Here is a 14261-nt window from a genome sequence, read left to right on the forward strand (position 1 = left end):
ACAACGATCCCGCCGTCACCAGGCCATCTGGCTGGTGTGCTTAACCGTAAGTCTGACGAAATCAGTATAGTCAATTGGGATGATATCGTTCGAAATTTGAGCAGTCAAACCGCGGGCAATGAGGTCTTCGTTCAGGGCATAAACCTTAATGGGGGCATTACGCAGACTTTCAAGGTAGCGGTTGCCGTCAACTGCAGCAGTTACGCCATCCTGTAATAACAGCAGTTCGTCACCCTCACTGAGCAGACGCAGCAACGCAGGAAAATCTGTCAGCCAGGGAGAGCGATGTAATGTGTGCAACATGTACGCCTCAAAAATTTCAAAATAACATCGTAGTTGGCGAGTTCGCGGCGTAAGGCATCTGCTTCGAGCGGCGTGGCTTCGACAACAAAGGGTGTCTGCGGACCTAACCCTCGTTCGCGCAGAGAAGCCGCACAAACCCAGCACTGTTCAATGTCATACAGACCCAGCAATTTAAAAGTGGCAATGTAATCACGCGCCAGCACCGCATCGGGCTTTTGTCCTGGCAGAAGCTGAAAAAACGCCATCGGCGATAAAGAAGACGGCGAGATCGTCAGTTAAAGCGGAAGTTGCGAGTAAAGCATCTAATCCCTCACGACCAGCCGCGGTGCCATGAGGCGCAGTAGAAAAGACAAACGCTATTCGTTTCATCAGAACTGTACCACCCTGTCACAGGTTAGCGAGGCTTCTGCCAGAGCGCCAAGTCCGCTTAAGGTAAATCCCGGCTGAAGGTTTGACGAGGCCAGCCCCAGTCTTCCTGCTTCAGTTTCATCGACGATACCGCGGCGTAACGCTGCCGCTACGCAGATATTCAGCGCCACACCATGTTGCGCGTTCAACTGTTGCCAGCCGCGCACAAGGTCAAATTCGTCGCTTGCCGGTGAGGTCAATTGGTTAGCGTTATAGACCCCTTCCCGGTAGAAAAAGACGCTACTCAACTCATGGCCTTCTGCTATCAGCGCCTGTGCAAACTGAAAAGCACTACTCGCCTGTTGCGTTCCGTATGCTGGCCCGGTTACCACGATGGCAAAACGCATTACTTATCTTGCCCCTGGAAATCACCGCTCTTGAACTGACGGATATAGAGATAAACAGTATGTTTGGAGATGTTGAGACGATCAGCAACCTGGTTGATCGCATCTTTGATATCGAAAATGCCTTTCTCGTAAAGATTCAACACGATTTGACGATTTTTGGCGTTATTAGAAACATTACGATCGGCGTTCACTTCTTCAATGGTGAACTCCAGTGTTTGGGTAACCAGATCTTCAACCGAAGACGCAAAGTTGACACTTGAACCGACGTCCGGGGTTTCTGGCGGCACAAAAGTGCTCATAATCTGCGAGAAAGGAACATCAAGATTCATATTGATGCACAGCAGACCAATTACACGCTGTTCGCGGTTACGAATCGCGATGGTCAGGGACTTCATTAATACGCCGCTTTTGGCGCGAGTAAAGTAGCATTTAGAAACGCTGCTATCCGCTCCCGTCATGTCGTGCAGCATTCGCAGTGCCAGATCGGTAATTGGCGAGCCAATCTTCCGGCCTGTATGTTCGCCGTTGGCAATACGAATGGCTGAACATTTTAAATCCTGCAAAGAGTGCAAAACGATTTCACAGTGGGAACCAATGAGCATCGCTAACCCGTCCACCACCGCTTCGTAGGATTTCAGAATATCAAAATCGGTCTGGTCGAAAGGACGTTGATCCAGTAAATCCAACTCACTGGTTTCGTTGGTTAAAAGCGACCTGGACATGAAAAAAAACACTCCTTTTCAGGAGCCTGTCGTTAACTTTTCAGGGCAGGCTCATTAATGATGCGGGTAATTAAATTAATACAGCGGAGGTTCCGCTTTCCAGCACTAATTATATCCGGCCTGCAATAAAAAAACCGCCGCCTGGTCAGGCGGCGGTTTTTAATGCTTATTTTTTAGCAGAATCTGCTGCTTTAGCATCTGCTTCTGGCTTCGTATCAGCCTTCGGTGCTGGTTTCACATCCAGCAGTTCTACGTCAAATACCAGAGTAGAGTTCGGTGGGATCCCCGGAACGCCCGCTTTGCCGTAAGCCAGCTCTGGTGGAATAACCAGTTTGATCTTACCGCCTTTCTTGATGTTCTTCAGACCTTCAGTCCAGCCAGGGATCACGCCGTCCAGACGGAACGAGAGCGGTTCACCACGGGTGTATGAGTTATCGAACTCTTTACCGTCGATCAGCGTACCTTTGTAGTTCACTACTACAGTATCGCTGTCTTTCGGTGCTTCACCTTTACCGGCTTCCACTACCTGATAAACCAGGCCAGTTGAAGAGGTTTTAACACCTTTCTCTTTGGCAAATTTCTCGCGGTACTCTTTACCTTTCGCTTCGTTATCAGCAGCATCTTTTTCCATCTTCGCCTGAGCGGAGGACTTCACGCGTGCTTCAAACGCTTGCAGAGTCTGTTCGATCTCTTGATCGGAGAGTTTGCTTTTATCAGCAAATGCATCCTGAACACCCGCGATTAGCTGATCTTTATCCAGTTTGATGCCCAGCTTTTCTTGTTCTTTCAGAGAATTGTCCATGTAACGACCGAGCGAAGCACCCAGCGCGTAAGCTGATTTCTGATCGTCATTTTTGAACGCTGCTTTGCTGTCAGCAGTTGCAGTTGGTTTCGCCGCTTCGGCAGCAAAAGTGATTGGTGCATGCAGGGCAACGGCCATTGTGGTCGCCAGCAGCGTTACTTTAAACAGTGATTTCATCCATATCTCCAGGATCGGGGCATCTCACCCCTGGGTTAACTATTATCAGAAAGGTACTATAAAACGTTGTCGAACAAATCTACATACAGATACGCCCTATTATCATCTATTTTCAGACTCTTTTTGTTTAAATTAGTTTCGATGACTTCGAAATGAGTGCTGTCTCGGGCAGCAAAGTTAAGTAGAATCCGCGGCGACCATTCGACAAAAGAGGTGAATCATGCAGGATTTAACATTGGAAGCACGCCTGGCAGAACTGGAGAGCCGGCTGGCTTTTCAGGAAATCACCATTGAAGAACTGAACGTCACGGTGACCGCTCATGAAATGGAGATGGCGAAACTGCGCGATCATCTGCGTCTGCTGACCGAGAAGTTAAAAGCCAGCCAGCCGTCGAACATCGCGTCGCAGGCTGAAGAAACGCCACCGCCACATTATTGAGGCGTAAAAAAAGCGGGGATTCCCCGCTTTTTTGTCACTTTTTCGGTATTAGTGGCAACCGCAACCGCCGTTACCTTTACCGCCACAGCAGCCTTCGCCACCGTGTTCATGACCGTGATCGTGGCCATGACCGCCGCAGCAACCGTCGTGGTCGTGATCGTGGTGATGATCGTGCGCACCGTGAACGTGACCATGAGCCAGTTCTTCTTCGGTCGCTTCGCGAATCGCCACAACTTCAACGTTGAATTTCAGATTCTGACCAGCCAGCATGTGGTTACCGTCAACCACAACGTGATCGTCTTCAACCGCAGTGATTTCAACCGGTACTGGACCCTGGTCGGTTTCAGCCAGGAAACGCATACCTACCTGCAGTTCATCAACGCCCATAAATACGTCTTTAGGAACGCGCTGCACCAGGTTTTCGTCGTACTGACCGTAAGCGTCGTTCGCGCCAACAGCGACATCAAATTTATCGCCAACTTCATGACCTTCCAGCGCTGTTTCCAGGCCAGAGATCAGGGAACCGTGACCATGCAGATAGTCCAGCGGCGCACTCACCGGAGACTCATCAACCAACACACCGTCTTCTGTACGTACCTGATAGGCCAGGCTGACCACCAGGTCTTTTGCTACTTTCATGATATCTCCTGAGCATGGGAAGAATAGTGGCGCAGATTGTAGCGGAATTCTGCAGCCGTGTACTCACTAGCTTAAAAAAACTCGGCGCATATCGCTAGTCCGGATGAAAAATCCCGATCACTTGCTCATCTTTGCGAACGTGATCGCGGGCTTCTTTATCGACTTCACGCATCTGGTGTCCGCACTTAACACATTCAACAATATCAATATTATTTTCGCGCCACATCGCCATGGAATCTTGCGCCTGACAGGCCGGGCATTTTGCGCCCGCGATAAAACGTTTTCGGATTGCCATCTTTACCCTCTACTCAAATTCATCCCAGCCGTCCAGCTGGCGTCGTTCTTGTTGCATCTCACGCTGGAAAATCTCTTCCAGTTCGCGTCGGGCTTCCCTGGCGCGAGAAATTTGTACGGTATCAGCATGCATCGGGATTAACTCCCGCAGCATTCGCATATCCAGGCGACGAAAATGCAGTTGCGCGCGCTGCGCCTGATGCGGATGCATGCCAAGCGTGACCAGCGTTTTGCGCCCCAGCTCTAACGCACTGGAGAATGTCTCACGGGAAAACTGCGTCACCCCGGCCTGTAATAACTCATGCGCTTCCACACGTCCGCGCGCTCGCGCAAGAATATGCAAATGCGGGAAGTGTTGCTGGCAAATCTCCACCAGCTTCATGGTGTCTTCCGGCTCGTTACAGGTAATGACAATAGACTCTGCGGCCTCTGCACCCGCAGAACGTAAAAGATCTACCTGCGTGGCGTCGCCGTAATAAACTTTGTAGCCATATTTACGCATCAGGTTAACAGCGCTGATATCCCGCTCCAGCACAGTAATGCGCATTTTATTTGCCATCAGCAAACGACCAATCACCTGACCAAAACGCCCAAAGCCCACGACAATGACCTGCGGTTTATCATCGTTGACCCACGGTTTTTCGTCTTCTTCTTCCGGTCCGTTAAACTGGCGGGATAGCCATTTATCTACCTGCTTCATCAGCAGCGGCGTGGTCATCATGGAAAGAGTCACCGTCACCAGCAACAGCGCCATCTGGTCGCCCTGGAATAAGCGTTGTGAAGAAGCGGTAGAAAAGAGTACAAAGGCAAACTCACCACCCTGACTCAATACACCAGCAAACTGCATTCGCTCTGAGCTACGCACGCCATACAGTCGCGCCAGTAGATACAGCACGAGAATTTTCACCGCCACCAGCACAACCACGCTTATCACTACCCACAACAGATGGGTATAAAGCACCCCGAGGTTGAGCGACATCCCGACCGAGATAAAAAATAGCCCGAGCAGCAACCCCTTAAACGGATCGATAGCCGTTTCCAGTTCATGGCGATATTCACTTTCCGCCAGCAGCACGCCTGCAATAAACGTACCGAGCGCCATCGACAGTCCCAGCGCATCCATAAACAATGCGGAACCCAACACCAGCAGCAGCGTCGCGGCGGTGAACACTTCCCGCACGCCAGAAGCTGCAATAAAGCGGAATACCGGACGCAGTAAATAGCGCCCGCCAATCAGCATGCCGACAAACGCCAGCACCTTCATGCCGATCTTCATCCAGTCGAAATGTTCGTCAGCCGATCCCGCCAACAACGGCACTAACGCCAGTGCCGGGATCACCGCCAGATCCTGAAACAGTAACACCGAGAAGCCTAACTGCCCGGATTCGCTGCGATTCATCCCTTTTTCGCGCATCAGTTGCAGTGCCATTGCGGTTGAAGACATCGCAAGGCCAATGCCACCGACCACTGCCGCCTGCCAGGCGAAATCCGTCAGCATCAATAATCCCGCCAGCAACGCCGCGCTTAACAGCACCTGTGCCGCGCCTACGCCAAAAATCGAGCGTCGCAATTGCCAAAGTTTGGAAGGATTCAACTCCAGGCCGATGATAAACATCAGGAACACCACGCCGAGTTCCGAAAAGTGGAGGATCTCATCGACGTCGCTAATAAACCCCAGCCCCCACGGGCCAATTGCAATCCCTGCCAGCAAATATCCCAACACAGCGCCAATACCCAGCCGCGATGCCAGCGGCACCGCAGCCACCGCCGCGAAGAGAAACAGCACTCCTGCGAGTAAAAAATCGGAACCTTCCATCAGCGGCCTCCTGGAGACAGCGGATTTGCCAGCCAGTCACTGTAGGCTCTGGCGTGGCTCGCCAGCTCCTGTGCGCTTTGCCGTCTCGCCCAGTAAATAATGATGGGGCTTAACCAATGCATCCGGCACATGCCCGCCGCCAGTTCAAAGGGGCGCAGAACATCGCTCATCGGGTAGCGATTCAATGCGTCATAACGGTAAGCACTTTCCGGCTCGCCGGTGGTAATCACGCTACGCCAGTACTTTCCCGCCAGTTGGTTTCCCCCCGGCCCGCTGGCAAAACCACGACTTAATACCCGGTCCAGCCACTCTTTCAGTAGCGCCGGGCAGCTATAGGTATAAAGAGGATGCTGAAAGACAATCACCTCGTGCTCGCGCAGTAATGCCTGCTCACGGGGGATATCAATAAAAAAATCGGGATAGTGCGCGTAAAGGTCGTGCACGGTAACATTGCTGAGCTGCGTGGCCGGTTTAAGCAGTACCCGGTTTGCCACCGAGTCCTGAGATTCCGGATGGGCATACAGCAGCAAAACTTTCGCTGGCTGAGACATCATCCCCCTCCCGGTATGGTTTTTGTGTATAGTCGCTGTTTTGGGCTACCATTGCGCCCGGTGCGGCAGCTCGCCCATACATTACATTATCATAATGATAAGTTAACATAGTCTGAACATACGGCGCCTTATGATTGTTTTCTCCTCGTTACAAATTCGTCGCGGCGTGCGCGTCCTGCTGGATAATGCCACCGCCACCATCAACCCCGGGCAGAAAGTCGGCCTGGTGGGTAAAAACGGCTGTGGTAAATCTACCCTGCTGGCATTGCTGAAAAATGAAATCAGCGCCGACGGCGGCAGCTACACCTTTCCGGGAAGCTGGCAACTGGCGTGGGTGAATCAGGAAACACCAGCGCTACCGCAAGCGGCGCTGGAATATGTCATTGATGGCGACCGAGAATATCGCCAACTGGAAGCGCAGCTACACGACGCCAACGAACGTAACGACGGACACGCCATCGCCACCATTCATGGCAAGCTGGATGCTATTGACGCATGGAGTATTCGTTCCCGTGCCGCCAGCCTGCTGCACGGCCTCGGTTTCAGCAATGAACAACTGGAGCGCCCGGTGAGTGATTTCTCCGGTGGCTGGCGTATGCGTCTTAACCTTGCCCAGGCGCTGATTTGCCGTTCAGACTTGCTGCTGCTCGACGAACCGACTAACCACCTCGATCTCGATGCCGTTATCTGGCTGGAAAAATGGCTGAAGAGCTATCAGGGCACGCTGATCCTGATCTCTCACGACCGCGACTTCCTCGATCCGATAGTGGATAAAATTATTCATATCGAACAACAAAGCATGTTCGAGTACACCGGTAACTACAGTTCGTTTGAAGTACAGCGCGCCACCCGTCTGGCGCAGCAACAAGCGATGTATGAAAGCCAGCAGGAACGCGTAGCGCATCTGCAAAGTTATATCGACCGTTTCCGTGCCAAAGCCACCAAAGCGAAGCAGGCCCAGAGCCGCATTAAGATGCTCGAGCGTATGGAGCTGATTGCCCCGGCGCACGTCGACAACCCGTTCCGTTTTAGCTTCCGCGCGCCGGAAAGTCTGCCAAATCCGTTACTGAAGATGGAAAAAGTCAGCGCAGGCTATGGCGATCGCATTATTCTCGACTCGATTAAACTGAATCTGGTCCCCGGCTCGCGCATTGGTCTGTTAGGCCGCAACGGCGCGGGTAAATCGACATTAATCAAACTGTTAGCCGGTGAACTTGCGCCAGTCAGCGGTGAAATTGGTCTGGCGAAAGGGATCAAGCTCGGCTACTTCGCCCAGCATCAACTTGAATACCTGCGCGCCGACGAATCGCCTATTCAACATCTGGCACGTTTAGCGCCGCAGGAGCTGGAGCAAAAACTGCGTGACTATCTCGGCGGCTTTGGTTTCCAGGGCGATAAAGTGACGGAAGAAACGCGCCGCTTTTCCGGTGGTGAAAAAGCCCGCCTGGTGCTGGCATTAATCGTCTGGCAGCGTCCGAATCTGCTGCTGCTCGACGAACCGACTAACCACCTTGACCTCGACATGCGTCAGGCACTGACTGAAGCGTTGATCGAGTTTGAAGGCGCGCTGGTTGTCGTTTCGCACGACCGTCATTTGCTGCGTTCCACCACTGACGATCTCTATCTGGTTCACGATCGTAAAGTCGAACCGTTCGACGGCGATCTGGAAGATTATCAACAGTGGTTGAGCGACGTACAAAAGCAAGAAAACCAAACCGACGACGCGCCAAAAGAGAACGCGAACAGCGCCCAGGCACGTAAAGATCAGAAGCGTCGGGAAGCGGAGCTGCGTGCGCAAACCCAGCCACTGCGTAAAGAGATCGCCCGTCTGGAAAAAGAGATGGAGAAGCTGAATGCGCAACTGGCGCAGGCGGAAGAGAAACTCGGCGACAGCGAGCTGTACGACCAGAGCCGTAAAGCGGAACTGACCGCCTGCCTGCAACAACAAGCGAGCGCTAAATCCGGGCTGGAAGAGTGCGAAATGGCATGGCTGGAGGCCCAGGAGCAGCTTGAGCAGATGCTGCAGGAAGGCCAAAGCAACTGATGGCGCAGATAACGACGACCGATGCCAATGAATTCAGCAGCAGTGCTGAATTCATCCCTATGCGTGGTTTCAGCAATTGCCATCTACAAACCATGCTGCCGCGTCTGTTTCGTCGTCAGGTGAAATTCACTCCGCACTGGCAGCGGCTGGAGTTGCCCGACGGCGATTTTGTCGATCTCGCGTGGAGTGAAGATCCTGCACAGGCGAGACATAAACCGCGTTTAGTGGTGTTTCACGGGCTCGAAGGCAGCCTCAATAGCCCTTACGCACACGGCCTGGTTGATGCGGCGAAAAAGCGCGGCTGGCTGGGTGTGGTGATGCATTTTCGCGGATGCAGCGGTGAACCTAACCGCATGCACCGCATTTACCATTCGGGCGAAACCGAAGACGCCAGTTGGTTTTTACGCTGGCTGCAACGCGAGTTTGGTCATGCGCCAACGGCTGCCGTCGGCTATTCGCTCGGCGGTAATATGCTGGCCTGTTTGCTGGCAAAAGAAGGCAATGATCTCCCGATTGATGCGGCGGTGATTGTCTCTGCGCCGTTTGTGCTGGAAGCCTGTAGTTACCATATGGAAAAGGGCTTTTCCCGCGTTTATCAGCGTTATTTGCTGAACCTGCTAAAAGCCAATGCTGCGCGCAAGCTGGCGGCCTACCCCGGTACGCTGCCGATTAATCTCGCACAGTTAAAATCGGTACGTCGCATCCGTGAATTTGACGATCTGATCACCGCCAGAATTCACGGCTACGCCGACGCTATCGACTATTATCGTCAGTGTAGCGCCATGCCGATGCTCAATCGGATCGCTAAACCGACGCTGATTATTCACGCCAAAGACGATCCGTTTATGGATCATCAGGTGATCCCGAAACCGGAAAATCTTCCTCCGCAAGTAGAGTATCAACTGACCGAACATGGGGGTCATGTTGGTTTTATTGGCGGTACATTACTTCACCCGCAAATGTGGCTGGAGTCACGCATTCCTGACTGGTTAACAACGTATCTGGAGGCGAAATCATGTTGATTCCCTGGCAAGACATCTCCCCTGAAACGCTGGAAAATTTAATTGAAAGCTTTGTGTTACGTGAAGGCACCGATTATGGTGAACAAGAGCGTACGCTTGAACAGAAAGTCGCCGACGTCAAACGCCAGCTACAGTGCGGAGAAGCGGTACTGGTCTGGTCGGAACTGCACGAGACGGTCAATATCATGCCGCGCAGTCAGTTTCGCGAATAACCTGCAACCGTCGGCGGACGAAATAATAATGATAGCCAAGTCATGGAGTTACTATGTCTGCCAAACATCCGGTCATTGCGGTAACAGGATCCAGCGGCGCGGGGACTACTACCACCAGCCTCGCGTTTCGTAAAATATTCGCCCAGTTAAATCTGCAAGCCGCCGAGGTGGAAGGCGACAGTTTTCACCGCTACACCCGCCCGGAAATGGACATGGCGATCCGCAAAGCGCGCGACGCCGGGCGGCATATCAGCTACTTCGGTCCCGAAGCCAACGACTTCGGCCTGCTGGAACAGACCTTTATTGAATACGGCCAGAGCGGCAAAGGGAAATCTCGCAAATATCTGCATACCTACGACGAAGCCGTACCGTGGAATCAGGTACCGGGGACATTCACCCCCTGGCAACCTTTACCGGAACCGACTGATGTACTGTTTTATGAAGGTTTACACGGCGGCGTAGTCACGCCACAGCATAACGTTGCGCAGCATGTAGACTTACTGGTTGGCGTGGTGCCTATCGTTAACCTTGAGTGGATTCAAAAACTGATCCGCGACACCAGCGAGCGCGGGCACTCACGAGAAGCGGTGATGGACTCTGTAGTGCGTTCAATGGAAGACTATATCAACTACATCACGCCGCAGTTTTCCCGCACCCATCTTAACTTCCAGCGCGTTCCCACCGTCGACACTTCAAACCCGTTCGCGGCAAAAGGCATTCCATCGCTGGATGAAAGCTTTGTGGTGATCCATTTTCGTAATCTGGAAGGGATCGATTTCCCCTGGCTACTGGCGATGTTGCAGGGCTCATTCATTTCCCACATCAATACATTAGTGGTGCCGGGCGGCAAAATGGGTCTGGCAATGGAGTTAATTATGCTGCCGCTGGTGCAACGACTGATGGAAGGGAAGAAAATCGAGTAGCGCCGCTAATAAGCCGGATAAAATACTATCCGGCGTCACAACGGGGTAGTTAAATCACGCGGCGACCACTTCATACGAGTGGGTAATATTCACGGCTTTTTCCAGCATCAGCGCCACTGAACAATATTTCTCAGCAGAGAGATCCACCGCACGCGCAACCGCTGCGTCCTTCAGGTCGCGACCTGTGACGATAAAATGCAAATTGATATGGGTAAACAGGCGCGGGGCCTCTTCGCGGCGTTCAGAGGTCAGTTTTACTTCACAATCAACCACATCCTGACGCCCTTTTTGCAGGATAGAAACCACATCAATGGCGCTACAGCCACCCGCCGCCATCAGCACCATTTCCATCGGGCTGGGCGCTTTATCGCCGGAGTTGCCATCCATTAAAATCTGGTGACCAGAGGCGGATTCGCCCAAAAAAGTTAACCCTTCAACCCACTTCACACGCGCTTGCATAATCGGAACTCCATTGCGTCAATTTTCCTGACAGAGTACGCGTACTGACCAAATCGCGCAACGGAAGGCGACCTGGGTCATGCTGAAGCGAGACACCAGGAGACACAGAGCGAAAGCTATGCTAAAACAGTCAGGATGCTACAGTAATACATTGATGTACTGCATGTATGTAAAGGACGTCACATTACCGTGCAGTTCAGTTGATAGCCCCTTCCCAGGTAGCGGGAAGCACATTTCGGCAACCCAGAGACAGCGCCGTTTTCTGGCTCTGGAGAAAGCTTATAACAGAGGATAACCGCGCATGGTGCTTGGCAAACCGCAAACAGACCCGACTCTCGAATGGTTCTTGTCTCATTGCCACATTCATAAGTATCCATCCAAGAGCACGCTTATTCACCAGGGTGAAAAAGCGGAAACGCTGTACTACATCGTTAAAGGCTCTGTGGCAGTGCTGATCAAAGACGAGGAGGGTAAAGAAATGATCCTCTCCTATCTGAATCAGGGTGATTTTATTGGCGAATTGGGCCTGTTTGAAGAAGGCCAGGAACGTAGCGCATGGGTACGTGCAAAAACCGCCTGTGAAGTAGCTGAAATTTCCTACAAAAAATTTCGTCAATTAATTCAGGTTAACCCGGATATTCTGATGCGTCTCTCCGCGCAGATGGCGCGTCGTCTGCAAGTCACTTCAGAGAAAGTGGGCAACCTCGCTTTCCTCGACGTTACAGGTCGCATCGCACAGACGCTGCTGAATCTGGCGAAACAACCCGATGCCATGACTCACCCGGACGGTATGCAAATTAAAATTACCCGTCAGGAAATTGGTCAAATTGTCGGCTGTTCTCGTGAAACCGTGGGGCGCATTCTGAAGATGCTGGAAGATCAGAACCTGATCTCCGCACACGGGAAAACCATCGTCGTTTACGGCACCCGTTAACCCCATCGGAGTGGCGCGTTACCTGGTAGCGCGCCATTTTGTTTAAACCGATGTGGCGCAGACTGATTTATCATCCTGATATCAACTATGCACTACGACAAACACTGGTGCTATGTTTGCCCGTGGCCGTTGGTCTGTTGTTTGGCGAATTAAGACTCGGCCTGCTGTTTTCACTCGTCCCTGCCTGTTGCAATATTGCGGGGCTTGATACCCCCCATAAACGTTTTTTCCAAACGCTTGATTATTGGCGCGTCGCTGTTTGCTACCTGTAGCTTATTGACACAGCTGCTGTTGGAAAAAGATATCCCCCTGCCCTTTCTGCTGACCGGGTTAACGCTGGTACTTGGCGTCACTGCCGAGCTTGGGCCATTACACGCAAAATTGCTTCCTGCATCGCTGCTGGCTGCCATTTTTACCCTCAGTCTGGCGGGATATATGCCGGTATGGGAGCCATTGCTCATTTATGCGTTAGGCACACTCTGGTACGGGCTGTTTAACTGGTTTTGGTTCTGGATCTGGCGCGAACAACCCCTACGCGAATCACTTAGTCTGCTCTACCGTGAACTGGCTGATTACTGTGAAATCAAATACAGTCTGCTCACTCAGCACACCGATCCCGAAAAAGCGCTCCCGCCACTACTGGTACGTCAGCAAAAAGCGGTCGATTTAATTACCCAGTGCTATCAGCAAATGCACATGCTTTCCGCGCAAAATAATACTGACTACAAGCGGATGTTGCGCATTTTCCAGGAAGCTCTGGATTTACAGGAACATATTTCGGTCAGTTTGCATCAACCTGAAGAGGTGCAAAAGTTGGTCGAGCGTAGCCATGCGGAGGAAGTTATCCGCTGGAATGCGCAAACCGTCGCCGCTCGCCTGCGCGTGCTGGCTGATGACATTCTTTACCATCGCCTGCCGACGCGTTTTACGATGGAGAAGCAAATTGGCGCACTGGAGAAAATCGCCCGTCAGCACCCGGATAATCCTGTTGGGCAATTCTGCTACTGGCACTTCAGCCGCATCGCTCGTGTGCTGCGTACCCAGAAACCACTCTATGCCCGCGATCTGCTGGCGGATAAACAGCGGCGGATGCCATTACTTCCGGCGTTAAAAAGTTATCTTTCATTGAAATCTCCGGCACTGCGCAATGCCGGGCGACTCAGTGTGATGTTAAGCGTCGCCAGTTTGATGGGGACCGCGCTGCATCTGCCGAAGTCGTATTGGATCCTGATGACGGTGTTGCTGGTGACACAAAATGGTTACGGCGCGACCCGTCTGAGGATTGTGAATCGCTCCGTGGGAACCGTGGTCGGGTTAATCATTGCGGGCGTGGCGCTGCACTTTAAAATTCCCGAAGGTTACACCCTGACGCTGATGCTGTTTACCACCCTCGCCAGCTACCTGATATTGCGCAAAAACTACGGCTGGGCAACGGTCGGCTTTACCATTACTGCGGTGTATACCCTGCAACTGTTGTGGCTGAACGGCGAGCAATACATCATTCCGCGTCTTATCGATACCATTATTGGTTGTTTGATTGCCTTCGGTGGCACGGTATGGCTGTGGCCGCAGTGGCAGAGCGGGTTATTGCGTAAGAACGCCCATGATGCTTTAGAAACCTACCAGGAAGCGATTCGTCTGATCCTGAGTAAAGATCCGCAACCAACACCACTGGCCTGGCAGCGAATGCGGGTTAATCAGGCACATAACACTCTGTATAACTCATTAAATCAGGCGATGCAGGAACCCGCATTTAACAGCCATTATCTGGCTGACATGAAACTGTGGGTAACACATAGTCAGTTTATTGTTGAACATATTAATGCCATGACCACGCTGGCGCGAGAACACCGGACATTACCACAGGAGCTGGCGCAAGAGTATTTGCAGTCTTGTGAAATCGCTATTCAACGCTGTCAACAGCGGCTGGAATATGACGAGCCGGGCGGGTCTGGTGACGCCAATATCATAGACGCGCCAGAGATGCTGCCGCACGAAGGCGCGGCTGGTACCCTGGAACAGCATTTACAACGGGTTATTGGCCATCTGAATACCATGCACACCATATCGTCGATGGCGTGGCGTCAGCGACCGCATCACGGGATTTGGTTGAGTCGCAAGTTGCGGGATTCGAAGGCGTAATCAATTCATTGCCAGAAGCGACACCCT

General features: G+C 52.2%; 15 protein-coding genes and 2 pseudogenes. 7 read left to right on the top strand and 10 right to left on the bottom strand.

Features of this window, described 5'->3' with window-relative positions:
• Nucleotides 1-15 precede the first annotated feature (15 nt).
• The 5 genes and pseudogenes from tusB to fkpA form a co-directional block, all read right to left on the bottom strand.
• On the bottom strand, nucleotides 16-303 hold the full coding sequence (gene tusB / locus CRI63_RS09760; protein WP_130217612.1) for a sulfurtransferase complex subunit TusB: 288 nt from the start codon (nucleotides 301-303) through the stop codon (nucleotides 16-18).
• A pseudogene (gene tusC / locus CRI63_RS09765) lies at nucleotides 270-672 on the bottom strand (sulfurtransferase complex subunit TusC). Before tusC ends, tusB begins: the two are co-directional and overlap by 34 nt.
• Nucleotides 672-1058, bottom strand: a complete 387-nt coding sequence (tusD, locus tag CRI63_RS09770) for a sulfurtransferase complex subunit TusD (protein ID WP_001209689.1) — start codon at nucleotides 1056-1058, stop codon at nucleotides 672-674. The pseudogene tusC and the gene tusD overlap by 1 nt, the downstream one beginning before the upstream one ends.
• Nucleotides 1058-1780 carry a transcriptional regulator gene (locus tag CRI63_RS09775; protein ID WP_000091466.1) on the bottom strand — a complete coding sequence of 241 codons (723 nt, stop codon included), beginning with the start codon at nucleotides 1778-1780 and terminating at the stop codon, nucleotides 1058-1060. The genes tusD and CRI63_RS09775 overlap by 1 nt, the downstream gene beginning before the upstream one ends.
• Nucleotides 1781-1946: 166 nt before the next feature.
• Nucleotides 1947-2759, bottom strand: a complete 813-nt coding sequence (fkpA, locus tag CRI63_RS09780) for an FKBP-type peptidyl-prolyl cis-trans isomerase (protein ID WP_130208921.1) — start codon at nucleotides 2757-2759, stop codon at nucleotides 1947-1949.
• A 220-nt stretch (nucleotides 2760-2979) separates the two neighbouring features.
• Here fkpA and CRI63_RS09785 point away from each other — a divergent pair, with 220 nt between their 5' ends.
• Nucleotides 2980-3198 (top strand): protein SlyX, encoded by a 219-nt coding sequence (locus tag CRI63_RS09785; protein ID WP_064527535.1) that lies wholly within the window; start codon nucleotides 2980-2982, stop codon nucleotides 3196-3198.
• Nucleotides 3199-3246: 48 nt separating this feature from the next.
• On the opposite strand, the gene slyD is transcribed toward CRI63_RS09785, so the two are convergent.
• The 4 genes from slyD to kefG form a co-directional block, all read right to left on the bottom strand.
• The gene (gene slyD / locus CRI63_RS09790; protein WP_000861334.1) at nucleotides 3247-3837 is read right to left on the bottom strand and encodes a peptidylprolyl isomerase; all 591 of its coding nucleotides are present in this window, start codon (nucleotides 3835-3837) and stop codon (nucleotides 3247-3249) included.
• Between the two features lie 94 nt (nucleotides 3838-3931).
• Nucleotides 3932-4132 carry a YheV family putative zinc ribbon protein gene (locus CRI63_RS09795; protein ID WP_001007734.1) on the bottom strand — a complete coding sequence of 67 codons (201 nt, stop codon included), beginning with the start codon at nucleotides 4130-4132 and terminating at the stop codon, nucleotides 3932-3934.
• Between the two features lie 9 nt (nucleotides 4133-4141).
• The gene (gene kefB, locus CRI63_RS09800) at nucleotides 4142-5947 is read right to left on the bottom strand and encodes a glutathione-regulated potassium-efflux system protein KefB (protein WP_135519389.1); all 1806 of its coding nucleotides are present in this window, start codon (nucleotides 5945-5947) and stop codon (nucleotides 4142-4144) included.
• The gene (gene kefG / locus CRI63_RS09805) at nucleotides 5947-6498 is read right to left on the bottom strand and encodes a glutathione-regulated potassium-efflux system ancillary protein KefG (protein ID WP_130258761.1); all 552 of its coding nucleotides are present in this window, start codon (nucleotides 6496-6498) and stop codon (nucleotides 5947-5949) included. The genes kefB and kefG overlap by 1 nt, the downstream gene beginning before the upstream one ends.
• Before the next feature lie 130 nt (nucleotides 6499-6628).
• Here kefG and CRI63_RS09810 point away from each other — a divergent pair, with 130 nt between their 5' ends.
• Genes CRI63_RS09810 through CRI63_RS09825 form a run of 4 tightly spaced genes read left to right on the top strand, consistent with a single transcriptional unit; the run spans nucleotide 6629 to nucleotide 10699 of the window.
• Nucleotides 6629-8542 carry an ABC transporter ATP-binding protein gene (locus tag CRI63_RS09810; RefSeq protein ID WP_130208923.1) on the top strand — a complete coding sequence of 638 codons (1914 nt, stop codon included), beginning with the start codon at nucleotides 6629-6631 and terminating at the stop codon, nucleotides 8540-8542.
• Nucleotides 8542-9564: a hydrolase gene (locus tag CRI63_RS09815; RefSeq protein WP_130258679.1), complete on the top strand. Its 1023-nt coding sequence runs from the start codon at nucleotides 8542-8544 to the stop codon at nucleotides 9562-9564. The genes CRI63_RS09810 and CRI63_RS09815 overlap by 1 nt, the downstream gene beginning before the upstream one ends.
• Complete coding sequence (locus tag CRI63_RS09820; RefSeq protein ID WP_064527543.1) at nucleotides 9558-9776, top strand: YheU family protein; 219 nt, start codon at nucleotides 9558-9560, stop codon at nucleotides 9774-9776. Before CRI63_RS09815 ends, CRI63_RS09820 begins: the two co-directional genes overlap by 7 nt.
• A gap of 53 nt (nucleotides 9777-9829) precedes the next feature.
• On the top strand, nucleotides 9830-10699 hold the full coding sequence (locus CRI63_RS09825) for a phosphoribulokinase (protein ID WP_130208927.1): 870 nt from the start codon (nucleotides 9830-9832) through the stop codon (nucleotides 10697-10699).
• A gap of 54 nt (nucleotides 10700-10753) precedes the next feature.
• On the opposite strand, the gene CRI63_RS09830 is transcribed toward CRI63_RS09825, so the two are convergent.
• A complete protein-coding gene (locus CRI63_RS09830) occupies nucleotides 10754-11158 on the bottom strand; it encodes an OsmC family protein (protein ID WP_001148908.1) in 405 nt (134 codons plus the stop codon).
• Between the two features lie 301 nt (nucleotides 11159-11459).
• Between CRI63_RS09830 and crp the strand changes: the two genes are divergently transcribed.
• Together crp and CRI63_RS09840 are read left to right on the top strand one after the other, a co-directional pair.
• Nucleotides 11460-12092, top strand: a complete 633-nt coding sequence (gene crp / locus CRI63_RS09835) for a cAMP-activated global transcriptional regulator CRP (RefSeq protein WP_000242755.1) — start codon at nucleotides 11460-11462, stop codon at nucleotides 12090-12092.
• A gap of 50 nt (nucleotides 12093-12142) precedes the next feature.
• Nucleotides 12143-14234 (top strand): annotated as a pseudogene (locus CRI63_RS09840) (YccS/YhfK family putative transporter).
• Nucleotides 14235-14261 lie beyond the last annotated feature (27 nt).

This window comes from Escherichia sp. E2661 (genome assembly GCF_004745185.1).
Classification (GTDB): Bacteria; Pseudomonadota; Gammaproteobacteria; order Enterobacterales; family Enterobacteriaceae; genus Escherichia.